The sequence below is a fragment of the Shewanella sp. 2_MG-2023 genome (genome assembly GCF_030548905.1).
In the GTDB taxonomy this organism is placed as follows: Bacteria; Pseudomonadota; Gammaproteobacteria; order Enterobacterales; family Shewanellaceae; genus Shewanella; species Shewanella electrodiphila.
In genome coordinates this window covers 1-15,689 of record NZ_JAUOSO010000032.1, presented here as the reverse complement: position 1 = coordinate 15,689, position 15,689 = coordinate 1, and the positions used below count along the sequence as shown (strand labels likewise).

The 15,689-nt window shown below is 42.8% G+C and carries 12 protein-coding genes; all 12 read left to right on the top strand.

The window, feature by feature from the left end:
- The first annotated feature begins 278 nt into the window (after positions 1-278).
- Entirely contained in the window at positions 279-650 is a 372-nt protein-coding gene (gene secE, locus Q4600_RS20695) for a preprotein translocase subunit SecE (protein ID WP_055026517.1), read from the top strand.
- A gap of 8 nt (positions 651-658) precedes the next feature.
- Positions 659-1,210 (top strand): transcription termination/antitermination protein NusG, encoded by a 552-nt coding sequence (gene nusG / locus Q4600_RS20690; RefSeq protein WP_102529400.1) that lies wholly within the window; start codon positions 659-661, stop codon positions 1,208-1,210.
- 128 nt (positions 1,211-1,338) lie between these two features.
- Positions 1,339-1,767 (top strand): 50S ribosomal protein L11, encoded by a 429-nt coding sequence (gene rplK / locus Q4600_RS20685; RefSeq protein WP_102529399.1) that lies wholly within the window; start codon positions 1,339-1,341, stop codon positions 1,765-1,767.
- A gap of 4 nt (positions 1,768-1,771) precedes the next feature.
- Positions 1,772-2,473 (top strand): 50S ribosomal protein L1, encoded by a 702-nt coding sequence (rplA, locus tag Q4600_RS20680; RefSeq protein WP_102529398.1) that lies wholly within the window; start codon positions 1,772-1,774, stop codon positions 2,471-2,473.
- Between the two features lie 257 nt (positions 2,474-2,730).
- Positions 2,731-3,228 carry a 50S ribosomal protein L10 gene (rplJ, locus tag Q4600_RS20675; RefSeq protein WP_102529397.1) on the top strand — a complete coding sequence of 166 codons (498 nt, stop codon included), beginning with the start codon at positions 2,731-2,733 and terminating at the stop codon, positions 3,226-3,228.
- A gap of 54 nt (positions 3,229-3,282) precedes the next feature.
- Positions 3,283-3,651: a 50S ribosomal protein L7/L12 gene (gene rplL / locus Q4600_RS20670; protein WP_102529396.1), complete on the top strand. Its 369-nt coding sequence runs from the start codon at positions 3,283-3,285 to the stop codon at positions 3,649-3,651.
- A 240-nt stretch (positions 3,652-3,891) separates the two neighbouring features.
- Entirely contained in the window at positions 3,892-7,923 is a 4,032-nt protein-coding gene (gene rpoB, locus Q4600_RS20665; RefSeq protein ID WP_102529395.1) for a DNA-directed RNA polymerase subunit beta, read from the top strand.
- A gap of 81 nt (positions 7,924-8,004) precedes the next feature.
- A complete protein-coding gene (gene rpoC, locus Q4600_RS20660) occupies positions 8,005-12,225 on the top strand; it encodes a DNA-directed RNA polymerase subunit beta' (protein ID WP_303518418.1) in 4,221 nt (1,406 codons plus the stop codon).
- A gap of 178 nt (positions 12,226-12,403) precedes the next feature.
- On the top strand, positions 12,404-12,778 hold the full coding sequence (gene rpsL, locus Q4600_RS20655) for a 30S ribosomal protein S12 (protein WP_102529393.1): 375 nt from the start codon (positions 12,404-12,406) through the stop codon (positions 12,776-12,778).
- A gap of 77 nt (positions 12,779-12,855) precedes the next feature.
- Positions 12,856-13,326 carry a 30S ribosomal protein S7 gene (rpsG, locus tag Q4600_RS20650; protein ID WP_102529392.1) on the top strand — a complete coding sequence of 157 codons (471 nt, stop codon included), beginning with the start codon at positions 12,856-12,858 and terminating at the stop codon, positions 13,324-13,326.
- Positions 13,327-13,404: 78 nt separating this feature from the next.
- On the top strand, positions 13,405-15,501 hold the full coding sequence (fusA, locus tag Q4600_RS20645) for an elongation factor G (protein WP_303518415.1): 2,097 nt from the start codon (positions 13,405-13,407) through the stop codon (positions 15,499-15,501).
- A 69-nt stretch (positions 15,502-15,570) separates the two neighbouring features.
- On the top strand, positions 15,571-15,689 hold a 119-nt coding region (locus Q4600_RS20640), incomplete at its 3' end, for a GTP-binding protein (protein WP_303518424.1).

Sequence of the window (15,689 nt, the reverse complement as noted above, 5' to 3'; positions counted from 1 at the left end):
GGTGTTGTAGCTAAAATCGTTGCTTAATAGCGACCTTTAGTTAACACTTTAAAAAGGAAGCTTCGGCTTCCTTTTTTTGTTTTATAGATTTTTTTTAACTTTTGCTTATGTTCTCTAGTGTCGACCTTGCGAACTGACTAGAATAAGAATACAATCTATGGCCGATTTTTGACCCTGAGCTGATGCTTTTCGTGGCTAAACTCGGAAGTACTATTTGATAAAATGGTACATATTTATCAAATTTAAGCTCAGGTCTTAGTGAGTAACGGAACCAACCGATGACGACAAATACTGAAAACCAGAATAATTCTCTGGATATTGTTAAGTGGGGCATTGCAGTTATATTGATTGCCGCCGCTGTTATTGGCAACCAAGCATTTGGCGAAGCCAGTGTTGTAGTACGCGCATTAGGCGTAATTGTTGCCTTTGTAATTGCAGGCTTTATTGCTCTGCAAACGGTAAAGGGTAAAGAAGCTTTATCTTTTGCTCGTGAAGCTCACATTGAAGTACGTAAAGTGGTTTGGCCTACGCGTCAAGAAGCGCTGAACACAACATTCATTGTTCTTGCTGCAACAGCTGTCGTAGCCGTTATCCTTTGGGGTTTCGACTGGGTACTATTGCGCGTTGTTAACCTAATTACTGGCGTATAGGCATTTACATGACTGAAGCAACAGAAGCAAAAAAAAGATGGTATGTCATTCAAGCATTCTCAGGCTATGAAGGCCGAGTAGTAAAAACATTGCTTGAACATATTAAGATGCACAACATGGAAGATTACTTTGCAGAGGTATTAGTACCGACTGAAGAAGTAGTTGAAATGCGTGATGGTCAACGTCGCAAGAGCGAACGTAAATTCTTCCCTGGCTATGTATTAGTCCAAATGGAAATGAATGACGAAAGCTGGCACTTAGTGAAAAGCATTCCACGAGTAATGGGCTTCATTGGTGGGACTTCAGATCGTCCAGCACCAATCTCAGACAAAGAAGCGGATGCCATTCTTCAGCGTTTACAAGATACCGTTGAGTCTCCTACTCATCGCGTTATGTTTGAACCTGGTGAAGTTGTTCGTGTTAACGATGGTCCATTTGCTGACTTTAATGGCACCATTGAAGAAGTCGATTACGATAAGAACCGCGTTAAGGTTTCAGTAATGATCTTCGGTCGTTCTACTCCAGTTGAGTTAGACTTCCAGCAAGTTGAAAAGAACTGATTAAATTAAATACAAATAGTATTTGTTTGCGGGTGCGGATTTTAGTATAATCCGCACCCGTTGTTTTCAAGGGGAGCTCATTGGCATGTAGCCGATAGCGTTTGAACCCAAATTGAGGAAATGTCGACATGGCAAAGAAAATTGAAGCTTATATTAAGCTACAAGTAGCAGCCGGTGCTGCAAACCCGTCTCCACCAGTTGGTCCTGCTCTAGGTCAAAAAGGTGTGAACATCATGGAATTCTGTAAAGCATTCAACGCTCGTACTGAAAAGTTCGACAAAGGTATGCCGATTCCTGTTGTTATCACTGTATACAACGATCGTTCTTTCACGTTCGAAACTAAGACTCCTCCTGCATCTTTCTTATTATTGAAAGCTGCCGGTCTTAAGTCTGGTTCTGGCCGTCCAAATACCGAAAAAGTTGGAACTATCAAGCGCAGCGCTGTTCAGGAAATTGCTGAAACAAAAGCGACTGATATGACTGGTGCCGATGTTGAAGCGATGATGCGTTCAATTGAAGGTACTGCACGTTCAATGGGTTTGGTAGTAGAGGACTAATATAATGGCAAAGCTAACTAAGCGCATGCGCGTAATCCGCGAGAAAATCGACGGAACTAAAAGCTACGATATCAATGAAGCTGTTTCTTTATTAAAAGAACTTGCTACTGCTAAATTCGTAGAAAGTGTTGACGTTGCTGTTAACCTAGGTATTGATCCTCGTAAATCAGATCAAAACGTTCGTGGCGCTACAGTATTACCACATGGTACTGGCCGTGAAGTTCGTGTTGCTGTGTTCACACAGGGCGCAAACGCTGAAGCAGCTAAAGAAGCTGGTGCAGAGTTAGTTGGTATGGACGAACTAGCTGCACAAGTTAAAGCTGGCGAAATGAACTTCGACGTAGTTATCGCATCTCCAGATGCAATGCGCGTTGTTGGTCAGTTAGGTCAAATCTTAGGCCCACGTGGTCTAATGCCTAACCCAAAAACTGGTACAGTAACGCCAAATGTTGCTGAAGCAGTTAAAAATGCCAAAGCCGGTCAAGTTCGTTACCGTAACGACAAGAATGGCATCATCCACACTACTATCGGTAAAGTGGATTTTGAACCAGCACAGCTTAAAGAAAACTTAGAAGCGTTAGTCGCAGCACTGAAAAAGGCTAAGCCTGCAGTTGCTAAAGGCGTATACGTGAAAAAAGTTAGCATCTCTACCACTATGGGTGCAGGTGTAGTTATCGACCAGGGTACTCTGGAAGAAGCTAAGTAATATACAAAGCGAGCGTATTAGTCTATAATGCGCGCACTTTGTGGGTTGAGGTCTGTTTTCGACAATGTTGAAAACAGGTTTCCGTCCAAGACCGTAGGTGTTTTCTTAGGATAACTTAATTTCCTACGTAGACGGTGTCAGACCCCCCAGATAGATTTTGTTCTGCTGGAAATCTGCACCGTAAGTCGTTAAACACATAAGTGTTTAATATGGTAAATACTAGGGATATCCCTAGGTAGAATCCAGGAGTAAAGCCAATGGCATTAAGACTCGAAGACAAAAAAGCGATTGTTGCTGAAGTCAACGAAGCAGCCAAAGGTGCTTTATCTGCAGTTGTAGCCGATTCACGCGGTGTAACTGTAGGTGATATGACCGGTCTGCGTAAAGCAGCTCGTGAAGCTGGTGTTTATGTACGTGTAGTACGTAATACATTAGTTAAACGCGCTGTAGTTGGTACTGATTTTGAGTGCCTATCTGACACGTTTACTGGTCCTACTTTAATTGCATTTTCTACTGAGCACCCAGGTGCTGCAGCGCGTCTTCTAAAAGATTTCGCAACTGCACAAGAAAAGTTTGAAATTAAAGCAGCAGCCTTTGAAGGGGAAGTAATCCCTGCAGCAGATATTGATCGTTTAGCGAAATTACCAACTTACGACGAAGCACTAGCTCAGTTGATGATGACTATGAAAGAAGCATCTGCTGGCAAGTTTGTTCGTACATTGGCCGCTCTTCGCGATCAAAAAGAAGCAGCTTAATATTTTATTAGCCGCTTAAATTTATTGAATTCAGTACAATAGGAATTTTTTGTTATGTCTATCACAAAAGACCAAATCTTAGAAGCTTTCGCAGAAATGTCTGTAATGGAAGTTGTTGAACTTATCGAAGCAATGGAAGAAAAATTCGGCGTTTCAGCTGCTGCAGCAGTAGTTGCTGGCGGCGCAGAAGGCGGCGCAGCTGCTGCTGAGCAAACCGAATTTGACGTTGTTATGACTTCTTTCGGTGCTAACAAAGTTGCTGTTATTAAAGCACTTCGTGGCGCTACAGGTCTTGGCCTGAAAGAAGCTAAAGCTATGGCTGAATCTGCACCAGTTGCAGTTAAAGAAGCTATCACTAAAGAAGAAGCAGAAGCCCTTAAAGGCGATCTAGAAGCTGCTGGCGCTGAAGTAGAAGTTAAGTAAGTTATACTCTAACTTACCACCTCCCGAGAAATCGGGCGGAGGCTGGCGGTTTTTTAACCGTCGGCCTTTTTTGCGCTATATGCGCAGGCGATTTTTTATTCACCGTTTGTCGCCAGTTATTAGCAGTTCCTAGCAGAGATTACTGGTTAGGTTCTTGCCATCAACGGTGATGGGCAAACGTGCTGTTATAATACTTATATTATTTCAGTCTTGGTCACATCTCGTAAGTAGAGGAAACCCATGGTTTACTCCTATTCTGAAAAGAAGCGTATTCGTAAAGACTTTGGCAAACGTCAAAAAGTTTTGGATATTCCGTACCTATTGTCTATTCAGTTAGACTCTTTTAAGAAGTTCACCGATCAAGATCCTACGGGTGAACGCGGCTTTGAAGCTGCATTCCGTAGCGTTTTTCCCATCAAGAGCTTTTCTGGCAATTCTGAACTGCAATATGTCAGTTACAAGCTAGGCGAGCCAGTTTTTGATGTGAAAGAGTGTCAGATCCGCGGTGTTACATATTCAGCGCCATTACGCGTGAAATTGCGTATGGTTTTATATGACCGTGAAGCTGCGCCAGGCACAGTTAAAGATATTAAAGAACAAGAAGTCTACATGGGTGATATCCCATTAATGACTGATAACGGTACTTTTGTTATCAATGGTACTGAGCGTGTTATCGTGTCTCAGTTACACCGTTCACCTGGTGTATTCTTTGATCATGACCGTGGTAAAACCCACTCTTCTGGTAAGGTGCTATATAACGCACGTATTATTCCTTACCGTGGTTCATGGCTTGACTTTGAATTTGATCCAAAAGATGCCTTATTTGTACGTATTGACCGTCGTCGTAAATTACCAGCGACGATCATGCTACGTGCATTAGAGTTTTCTACTCAAGAAATCTTAGACTTATTCTTCGAACGTATTCAGTTCAAGATTAAACAAGATTCACTTGTTATGGCACTTGTGCCTGATCGCCTCCGTGGTGAGACAGCAAGTTATGACATTAAAGATTCTGAAGGCAAATTACTTGTTGAATCTGGTCGTCGTATTACTGCTCGTCATATTAAGCAGCTTGAAAAAACCAATACAACTGAACTTGAAGTACCAGTTGACTATATCGTTGGTAAATACGCTGCTCAAGATTACATCGATACAGATACTGGTGAAGTACTTGTTAGCGCAAATGCTGAAATCACCCTTGAAGACCTAGCTAAACTTTCTTTAGCGGGTATCAAAGACGTTGATACATTGTTTATCAACGATTTGGATCATGGTGCATACATCTCAGACACATTACGCATTGATTCAACAACTAACCGCTTAGAAGCATTAGTTGAGATCTACCGTATGATGCGTCCTGGTGAGCCACCAACCAAAGATGCTGCTGAAGGCTTATTCCAGAACTTGTTCTTCAGTGAAGAACGTTATGACTTATCTAAAGTAGGTCGTATGAAGTTCAACCGTCGTCTTGAGATTGCTGATGATGAAGGTGCTGGCGTACTGTCTAAAGAAGACATCGTACACGTTATGAAGAAAATCATCGAAATCCGTAACGGTTACGATGAAGTCGATGATATTGACCATCTAGGTAACCGTCGTATTCGTAGCGTAGGTGAAATGGCTGAAAACCAATTCCGTGTTGGTCTAGTTCGTGTTGAGCGTGCTGTTCGTGAACGTCTATCTTTAGGCGATCTGAATGAGCTTATGCCACAAGATCTAATTAACGCTAAGCCTATCTCTGCGGCAGTGAAAGAATTCTTTGGTTCTTCACAATTGTCACAGTTCATGGATCAAAACAACCCGTTGTCAGAAGTAACGCATAAGCGTCGTATTTCTGCTCTTGGTCCTGGTGGTTTAACACGTGAACGTGCTGGTTTCGAAGTACGTGACGTACATCCAACTCACTACGGTCGTTTGTGTCCGATTGAAACGCCAGAGGGACCAAACATTGGTCTAATTAACTCATTGGCAAGTTTCGCGCGTACAAACTCGTATGGCTTCCTTGAAACCCCTTATCGTAAAGTGGTTGATTGTGTGGTTACTGATGAAGTTGAATACTTATCAGCAATCGAAGAAGGCCGATATGTGATTGCACAGGCAAACATTGAAATTGATTCTTCAAACCGTATGCTTGAAGAGCAAATTGCTTGTCGTCATAAAGGTGAATCTACCTTTATGCGTGCTGCTGATATCCAGTATATGGATGTATCACCACAACAGATTATTTCTGTTGCAGCATCACTAATTCCGTTCTTAGAACACGATGATGCTAACCGTGCATTGATGGGTGCAAACATGCAACGTCAAGCCGTACCGACTTTAAGAGCTGATAAGCCTCTTGTTGGTACTGGTATTGAACGTACTCTTGCTGTTGACTCAGGTGTTGTTGTTGCTGCGAAACGTGGTGGTGTTATCGACTATGTTGATGCTGGCCGTATCGTAGTAAAAGTTAACGAAGCAGAATTGACGCCAGGCGAAGCCGGTATCGATATCTATAACTTAACTAAATACACTCGTTCTAACCAAAACACTTGTATTAACCAACGCCCTTGTTGTTCTGTTGGTGACCCAATTGTTCGTGGTGATGTTTTAGCTGATGGTCCGTCTACCGATTTAGGTGACTTGGCTTTAGGTCAAAACATGCGTATCGCATTCATGCCTTGGAACGGTTATAACTTCGAAGATTCGATCTTAATCTCTGAGCGCGTAGCGCAAGAGGATCGTTTCACTACTATTCATATTCAAGAGCTTTCATGTATTGCTCGTGATACGAAACTAGGTAGCGAAGAAATTACTGCTGATATTCCAAATGTAGGTGAATCTGCTCTGTCTAAATTAGATGAGTCAGGTATTGTTTACATTGGTGCTGAAGTCAAAGGCGGCGACATTCTAGTTGGTAAAGTGACACCTAAAGGTGAAACACAGCTGACTCCAGAAGAGAAACTCCTCCGAGCTATTTTTGGTGAAAAAGCTTCAGATGTTAAGGACAGCTCTTTACGTGTACCTAACTCTGTTAAAGGCACCATCATCGATGTTCAAGTATTCACTCGTGACGGTATCGAAAAAGATAAACGTGCGCTTGAAATTGAAGAGATGCATGTTGGCCAAGCTCGTAAAGATTTAGGCGAAGAGTTCCAAATCCTTGAAGAAGGTGTTTTGAGCCGTGCGCGTAACTTGTTACTTGCTGCAGGTTTCTCTCAGGAGAAAATCGCTGAATTACCACGTAAAGATGTGTTGATTCAGGTTATCGAAGATGAAGCGAAGCAAACTGAGCTTGAGCAATTAGCTGAGCAACATGAAGAGCTAAAAGCTGACTTTGATAAGAAGTTTGAAGTTAAACGTCGTAAGATCACCCAAGGTGATGACTTAGCACCTGGTGTACTGAAGATTGTTAAGGTTTACCTTGCAGTTAAACGTACTATCCAGCCTGGTGATAAGATGGCGGGTCGTCACGGTAACAAAGGTGTAATCTCTAAGATTTGTCCTATTGAAGACATGCCATACGATGAAACTGGTGATCCAGTAGATATCGTACTAAACCCATTGGGCGTACCATCGCGTATGAACATTGGTCAGGTATTAGAGGTTCACATGGGTGCTGCTGCAAAGGGTATCGGTAATCGAATTACTGCTATGCTTGAAGAGCAACGTGAAATTGCTGAACTTCGCGATTATATTCAGAAAGTTTATGATCTAGGTGACGACGTTCTTCAGAAAGTCGATATCAATACATTCTCTGATCATGAAGTAGTGCGTCTGGCTAAAAACCTTAAAGGTGGTATTCCAGTTGCTACACCAGCTTTCGATGGTGCTAAAGAGAAAGAGATCAAGGAAATGCTGCTATTAGCAGGATTACCTGACTCAGGCCAGTTGACGTTATGTGACGGTCGTACCGGTAACGAATTTGAGCGTAAAGTAACTGTTGGTTACATGTACATGCTTAAATTGAACCATTTAGTTGATGACAAGATGCACGCCCGTTCAACCGGTTCGTACAGCTTAGTAACTCAACAACCATTGGGCGGTAAAGCTCAATTTGGTGGTCAACGTTTCGGTGAGATGGAAGTATGGGCACTAGAAGCATACGGTGCAGCATATACTCTTCAGGAAATGCTAACGGTTAAATCAGATGACGTTAACGGTCGTACTCAGATGTATAAAAACATCGTCGACGGTAACCATCAGATGCACCCAGGCATGCCTGAGTCTTTCAACGTATTGTTGAAGGAAATTCGTTCACTTGGTATTAATATCGAGTTGGATCAAGAGTAAGCATCGCTCTTAAGCAATGTTTGGTAACCAAGGATGCTTTGCTTAGCAAAGCATCTGGTTTAACTCCTTCAGGAGAGAAACGTGAAAGACTTATTAAAGTTTCTTAAACAGCAAAGCAAGACTGAAGAATTTAACGGAATCAAAATTGGTCTGGCTTCGCCTGACCTAATCCGTTCTTGGTCTTTTGGTGAAGTTAAAAAGCCAGAAACAATTAACTACCGTACTTTTAAACCTGAACGTGAAGGTTTATTTTGTGCGCGTATTTTCGGTCCTGTAAAAGATTACGAATGTTTGTGTGGTAAATACAAACGTTTGAAGCACCGTGGTGTTATTTGTGAGAAGTGTGGCGTTGAAGTTACACAGACTAAAGTACGTCGTGAGCGTATGGGTCATATTGATCTTGCAAGCCCAGTTGCACATATTTGGTTTTTGAAATCACTTCCGAGTCGTATCGGTTTGATGCTTGATATGACATTACGTGATATTGAGCGCGTACTGTATTTTGAATCTTTCGTTGTGATCGAGCCTGGCATGACCAGCCTTGAGCGCGGCCAAATGCTGACAGAAGAAACATATCTTGATGCATTAGAAGAATACGGTGACGAGTTCGAAGCTAAAATGGGTGCTGAAGCAGTCTTAGACTTGCTACGTGCAATCAATTTAGAAGAACAAATTGATCAAATGCGTGAAGAGTTGCCTTCAATTAACTCTGAAACCCGTCGTAAGAAGGTCACTAAGCGCCTTAAACTGATGGAAGCATTCTTCACTTCTGGCAACAAGCCTGAGTGGATGATCTTAAAAGTTTTACCAGTTCTACCACCTGATTTACGTCCTCTAGTACCACTAGATGGCGGACGTTTTGCTACGTCTGATTTGAACGACCTTTACCGTCGTGTAATCAACCGTAACAACCGTCTAAAGCGTCTATTAGATTTAGCTGCTCCAGACATTATCGTACGTAACGAAAAGCGTATGTTACAAGAGTCTGTTGATGCACTATTAGATAATGGTCGTCGTGGTCGTGCTATTACAGGTTCTAACAAGCGTCCTCTTAAATCTTTGGCTGATATGATCAAAGGTAAGCAAGGTCGTTTCCGTCAGAACTTACTTGGTAAGCGTGTAGATTACTCTGGTCGTTCGGTTATTACCGTAGGTCCTACTTTACGTTTGCATCAGTGTGGTCTTCCTAAGAAGATGGCACTTGAGCTATTCAAACCATTCATCTATGGCAAGTTAGAGGGTCGCGGTTTAGCTACGACTATTAAAGCTGCTAAGAAAATGGTTGAGCGTGAACAGGCTGAAGTATGGGATGTACTAGACGAAGTAATTCGTGAACATCCAGTAATGCTTAACCGTGCACCAACACTTCATAGGCTGGGTATTCAAGCATTTGAACCAGTTCTTATTGAAGGTAAAGCAATCCAATTGCATCCATTAGTATGTGCGGCATATAACGCCGACTTCGATGGTGACCAAATGGCTGTACACGTACCGTTAACGCTTGAAGCTCAATTAGAAGCTCGTTCGTTAATGATGTCGACTAACAACATTCTTTCTCCTGCGAATGGTGAGCCTGTAATTACTCCGTCACAAGACGTTGTATTAGGTCTTTACTACACTAGCCGAGAATGTGTGAACGGTCGCGGTGAAGGCATGTCATTTATGTCTGTTGATGAAGTTGAAAAAGCTTACGCTACCGGCGCTGCAGAATTGCATGCTCGTGTAAAAGTTCGCATTACAGAAACTTCAGTAACAGAGAATGGTGAGAAGACTCAAAACCGTCGTATCGTAGATACTACAGTCGGTCGTGCATTGTTATCGCAGATATTGCCAAAAGGCTTACCGTATGAACTGGTTAACCAGAACATGGGTAAGAAGCAAATCTCGAAATTGCTGAACACTTGTTACCGTACACTAGGTCTTAAAGATACTGTTATCTTCGCTGACCAATTAATGTATACCGGTTTCCGTTATGCGACTATCTCTGGTGCCTCTGTTGGTATCAACGATATGGTTATCCCGGACGAGAAGTACACTTTAGTTGAAGAAGCTGAACGTGAAGTGCTTGAAATTCAAGAGCAGTTCCAATCAGGTCTTGTTACCGCTGGTGAGCGTTACAACAAAGTTATCGATATCTGGGCAAGCACCAACGATAAAATCTCTAAAGCGATGATGGACAACTTGAAAAAAGAAGTTGTTATCAACCGTGATGGCGAAGAAGAAGAGCAAGATTCGTTTAACAGCATCTATATGATGGCTGACTCGGGCGCTCGTGGTAGTGCTGCACAGATTCGTCAGCTAGCGGGTATGCGTGGTCTGATGGCTAAGCCGGATGGCTCAATCATCGAAACCCCAATTACTGCTAACTTCCGTGAAGGTCTGAACGTATCACAATACTTCATCTCTACTCACGGTGCGCGTAAAGGTCTTGCCGATACCGCATTGAAAACAGCTAACTCGGGTTACCTAACTCGTCGTCTTGTTGATGTTGCACAAGATTTAGTTGTTATTGAAGATGATTGTGGTTCTGTTGGTGGTTTGACTATGAAGCCGTTGATTGAAGGTGGTGATGTTAAAGAACCTCTTCGTGAACGTGTTCTAGGTCGTGTCGTCTCAGTTGACGTACTTGAGCCAGGTACTGAAAAAGTATTGGCTCCACGTAACACATTACTAGATGAAGCTTGGTGTGATCTATTAGAAGAGCATAGCGTCGATGAAGTTGTCGTTCGTTCTGTTATTTCTTGTGAAACCGACTTCGGTGTGTGTGCTGCTTGTTACGGTCGTGATTTAGCACGTGGTCATATTATTAACCACGGTGAAGCTATCGGTGTTGTAGCTGCTCAGTCAATTGGTGAGCCAGGTACACAGCTTACGATGCGTACCTTCCACATTGGTGGTGCTGCATCTCGTGACTCAGCTGACAACAATGTTCAAGTCAAAAACAGTGGTACTCTGAAGTTACATAACGCTAAACACGTTACTAGCATCGAGAACAAACTGGTTATCGTATCGCGTTCTTCTGAAGTTGCGATTATTGATGAACTTGGTCGTGAAAAAGAACGTTACCGTGTACCTTACGGTACAGTACTAGAACAACTTGAAGATACGGAAGTGACATCAGGCGCAATCATTGCGAACTGGGACCCACATACTCACCCTATCATTTCAGAAGTTGCGGGTACGGTTAAATTCGTCGATATGATTGAAGGCGTTACTATGACGCGTCAAACAGACGACTTAACAGGTCTTTCTTCAGTTGTCGTTATCGATCCAGGTGCTCGTCCTACTGCAGGTAAAGAAATGCGTCCAGCTATTCGTCTAATCGACAATAGCGGTAATGATCTTATGATCCCAGGTACTGAAGTACCTGCGCAATACTTCTTACCAGGTAACGCGATTGTAGCTAAAGATGATAACTCTGAAATCAACGTTGGTGACGCATTAGCACGTATTCCTCAAGAATCGTCTAAAACACGCGATATTACCGGTGGTCTACCACGAGTTGCTGACTTGTTCGAAGCGCGTAAGCCAAAAGAACCCGCTATTCTTGCTGAAATCTCAGGTACCATTTCGTTTGGTAAAGAGACTAAAGGTAAGGTTCGTCTAGTTATCAGTCCTGCTGATGGCAGTGAACACTACGAAGAGATGATCCCTAAGTGGCGTAATCTTAACGTGTTCGAAGGTGAAAAAGTTGAACGTGGTGAAGTTATCGCTGACGGCCCAGAAGCTGCACATGATATCTTGCGTTTACGTGGTATCCATCATGTTGCTAACTACATTGTTGATGAAGTCCAAGACGTTTACCGTCTACAGGGCGTAAAAATCAACGATAAGCATATTGAAGTTATCATTCGCCAAATGCTACGTAAGTGCTTAATCACTGATGCTGGTGATTCGAACTTCTTAGCTGGTGAACAAGCAGAAGTTGCTCGCGTGAACATTGCTAACCGTGAGCTTGAAGCTCAAGGCAAAGCGCCTGCGAAGTTTGAGCGTGAATTACTCGGTATTACCAAAGCTTCTTTGGCTACTGAATCATTCATCTCTGCTGCATCGTTCCAAGAAACGACGCGTGTACTAACTGAAGCAGCTGTTGGTGGTAAGAGTGATCAATTACGTGGTCTGAAAGAAAACGTAATCGTTGGTCGTCTGATCCCTGCTGGTACTGGTTATGCGTATCACACCGCTCGTAACGAAGCGCGTGCTAATGTTAAAGATGAAGGTGCAGAAGCGCCAGTCATCACTGCTAGTGAAGCAGAGAAAAACTTAGCCGACTTACTTAACTTGGCCGGAAGTGCTGACTAAAGTAAACGTTATGTTAAAAAAAGGCGCCTTTGGCGCCTTTTTTATTGGGAATTGCACGAAAAGTTGTCTATTTCTTGACAGTTGGCCAATACCTTTCTAAACTTTCGCGTCCCATCATAGTGGGATATAGATTTTTCACACAAAATTGTTGAGATTATTCAACTGAACGGAGCTATTCATGGCAACTGTAAACCAGTTGGTACGTAAGCCTCGCTCGCCAAAAGTCGAAAAGACTAATGTGCCAGCGTTGGATTCGTGTCCACAAAAACGTGGTGTTTGTACTCGTGTTTACACTACAACACCTAAAAAACCTAACTCTGCACTACGTAAAGTAGCACGTGTTCGCTTAACTAACGGTTTCGAAGTTACTTCGTACATCGGTGGTGAAGGTCACAACTTGCAGGAACATAGTGTAATTCTAATCCGTGGCGGTCGTGTTAAAGATCTACCGGGTGTGCGTTACCACACTATTCGCGGTGCATTAGATTGTGCTGGCGTTAGTGCTCGTCGCCAAGGCCGTTCTAAGTACGGTGCTAAGCGTCCTAAGTCATAACTTGTCCGTTTAAGTAAGGCCAAGCTAGTTATAAATATTCCAGTTTTGGAAATACCTGAAGCATACGGAGAATTGTTATGCCAAGACGTCGCGTTGTAGGACAACGTAAAATCCTACCAGATCCAAAGTTTAAAAGTGAGTTGTTGGCTAAGTTCATCAACGTCATTATGGTTGACGGTAAAAAGTCAACTTCTGAAAAAATTATCTACAAGGCACTTGATGTTGTCGCTGAGAAAAAAAGCGAAGATCATTTAAGTATCCTTGAAGCAGCTCTTGATAACGTTCGCCCTTCAGTCGAGGTTAAATCTCGTCGTGTTGGTGGTTCTACTTATCAAGTACCATGTGAAGTTCGTCCAGTGCGTCGTAACGCACTAGCGATGCGCTGGTTAGTTGAAGCTGCTCGCAAGCGTGGTGAAAAATCTATGGCTCTACGTCTAGCAGGTGAAATGTTAGATGCATCTGAAAACAAAGGTACTGCTGTTAAGAAGCGTGAAGACGTGCATCGCATGGCTGAAGCTAACAAAGCCTTTGCTCATTACCGTTGGTAATTTGATGGAGTGGGCGTTAGCCCACTCCATATTGTTGATATTTACTAAAGCATAGCTTTAGGTGAGAGGGTATAAATAGTGGCTCGTACAACCCCAATTGAGCGTTATCGAAATATCGGTATTGTTGCTCATGTGGATGCAGGTAAAACTACCACAACAGAACGTGTTCTGTTCTATACCGGTTTGTCTCATAAAATCGGTGAGGTGCATGACGGCGCCGCTACTACTGACTGGATGGTACAAGAGCAAGAGCGTGGTATTACTATCACCTCAGCTGCTGTGACGACTTTCTGGCGTGGTATGGATGCTCAATTCACCGAACATCGCATTAATATCATCGATACCCCTGGTCACGTTGATTTTACTATTGAAGTCGAGCGCTCGTTACGCGTACTTGATGGCGCTGTGGTTGTATTCTGCGGTTCATCAGGTGTAGAGCCTCAATCTGAGACTGTTTGGCGTCAAGCCAACAAGTATGAAGTCCCACGCATGGTTTTCGTCAATAAGATGGATCGTGCTGGTGCTGACTTTGATAGTGTCATTGACCAAATCCGTAACCGCTTAGGTGCTACTTGTGTTCCAATTCAATTAAATATTGGTGCAGAAGAAAACTTCAAAGGGGTTATTGATTTAATTAAGATGAAAGCGATTAACTGGTCTGAAGAAGATCAGGGTACGACTTTCTCTTATGAAGAAATTCCCGCAGATCTTTTAGCCAAGGCTGAAGAAATGCATGAGTATCTTGTGGAAAGTGCAGCCGAAGCCTCTGATGAACTGATGGAAAAGTACCTTGAAGAAGGCACTTTATCTGAAGCAGAGATTAAGTTAGCACTACGTCAGCGCACAATTAACAACGAAATCGTTTTAGCAACTTGTGGTTCTGCTTTTAAGAACAAAGGTGTTCAGGCGGTGTTGGATGCGGTGGTTGACTACCTTCCTGCTCCTGTCGAAGTCCCTGCAATTAAGGGTGTCGATGAGAACGAGAATGAAGTAGAACGACCATCGGACGATAACGCACCATTTGCTGCGTTAGCGTTTAAGATTGCGACTGATCCATTTGTTGGAACTTTAACCTTTATCCGTGTATATTCAGGCGTACTAGAGTCGGGTGCTGCGGTTTACAATTCTGTTAAACAGAAACGTGAGCGTGTCGGTCGAATCGTACAAATGCATGCTAATGACCGTACTGAACTGAAAGAAGTTCGTGCTGGTGATATTGCTGCGGCAATCGGTTTAAAAGATGTGACAACAGGCGATACTCTTTGCGCAAACGATCATAAAGTGATTCTAGAGCGTATGGAGTTTCCAGAACCTGTAATTACCATTGCCGTTGAGCCTCGCTCTAAAGCAGACCAAGATAAAATGGGGATTGCGCTACAAAAGTTAGCGGCTGAAGATCCTTCTTTTAGAGTGGAAACTGATGAAGAGTCAGCTCAAACATTGATTTCTGGCATGGGTGAATTACATTTAGATATTATCGTTGACCGCATGCGTCGCGAATTTAATGTCGAATGTAACGTAGGTAAACCTCAGGTTGCCTATCGTGAAACGATTCGCTCTTCAGTTGAAGTGGAAGGTAAATTCATACGTCAATCAGGTGGACGTGGTCAATTTGGTCATGTTTGGCTTAAGGTTGAACCATTGGAAGATGGTGCTGGCTATGAATTTGTCAATGAAGTTGTTGGTGGTGCAGTTCCTCGTGAATTCATCCCTTCAGTAGACAAAGGTATTCAAGAGCAAATGAAAAACGGTGTTTTAGCCGGTTATCCTATGCTCGATGTGAAAGTGACTTTATTTGATGGCTCATATCATGATGTCGATTCAAATGAGATGGCTTTCAAAATTGCAGGTTCAATGGGCTTCAAAAAGGGTGCGCTAGAAGCAAGCCCTGTGCTACTAGAACCTACAATGAAAGTGGAAATTACCATGCCAGAAAATAACATGGGCGATGTAGTAGGTGACTTAAACCGACGTCGTGGTGTTATTGATGGTATGGACGATGGCTTGGGTGGTGTTAAAATTATCCATGCGACAGTTCCACTATCAGAAATGTTTGGTTATGCAACTGATTTGCGAAGTGCAACTCAGGGGCGTGCTTCTTACTCTATGGAGTTTGCTAAGTATGCTGACGCACCATCAAACATTGCAAATGCGATTATTGAATCACGTACCTAAAAACTTAGGTGCTTTACTAAATGTTATATAGCTCGTAATCGAGCACTTCTGAAAAGAAAGGAATATATCGTGGCTAAAGAAAAATTTGAACGTAATAAACCACACGTAAATGTGGGTACAATCGGTCACGTCGACCATGGTAAAACAACGCTAACTGCTGCAATCTCAGCTGTTTTAACCAAAACTTA

Excerpts from the sequence above, each read along its gene's own strand:
- rplK (WP_102529399.1), top strand. The coding sequence starts at position 1,339 with ATGGCAAAGAAAATTGAAGCTTATATTAAGCTACAAGTAGCAGCCGGT.
- secE (WP_055026517.1), top strand. The coding sequence starts at position 279 with ATGACGACAAATACTGAAAACCAGAATAATTCTCTGGATATTGTTAAG.
- rplL (WP_102529396.1), top strand. The coding sequence starts at position 3,283 with ATGTCTATCACAAAAGACCAAATCTTAGAAGCTTTCGCAGAAATGTCT.
- rplJ (WP_102529397.1), top strand. The coding sequence starts at position 2,731 with ATGGCATTAAGACTCGAAGACAAAAAAGCGATTGTTGCTGAAGTCAAC.
- rpoB (WP_102529395.1), top strand. The coding sequence starts at position 3,892 with ATGGTTTACTCCTATTCTGAAAAGAAGCGTATTCGTAAAGACTTTGGC.
- rplA (WP_102529398.1), top strand. The coding sequence starts at position 1,772 with ATGGCAAAGCTAACTAAGCGCATGCGCGTAATCCGCGAGAAAATCGAC.
- nusG (WP_102529400.1), top strand. The coding sequence starts at position 659 with ATGACTGAAGCAACAGAAGCAAAAAAAAGATGGTATGTCATTCAAGCA.
- rpsG (WP_102529392.1), top strand. The coding sequence starts at position 12,856 with ATGCCAAGACGTCGCGTTGTAGGACAACGTAAAATCCTACCAGATCCA.
- rpsL (WP_102529393.1), top strand. The coding sequence starts at position 12,404 with ATGGCAACTGTAAACCAGTTGGTACGTAAGCCTCGCTCGCCAAAAGTC.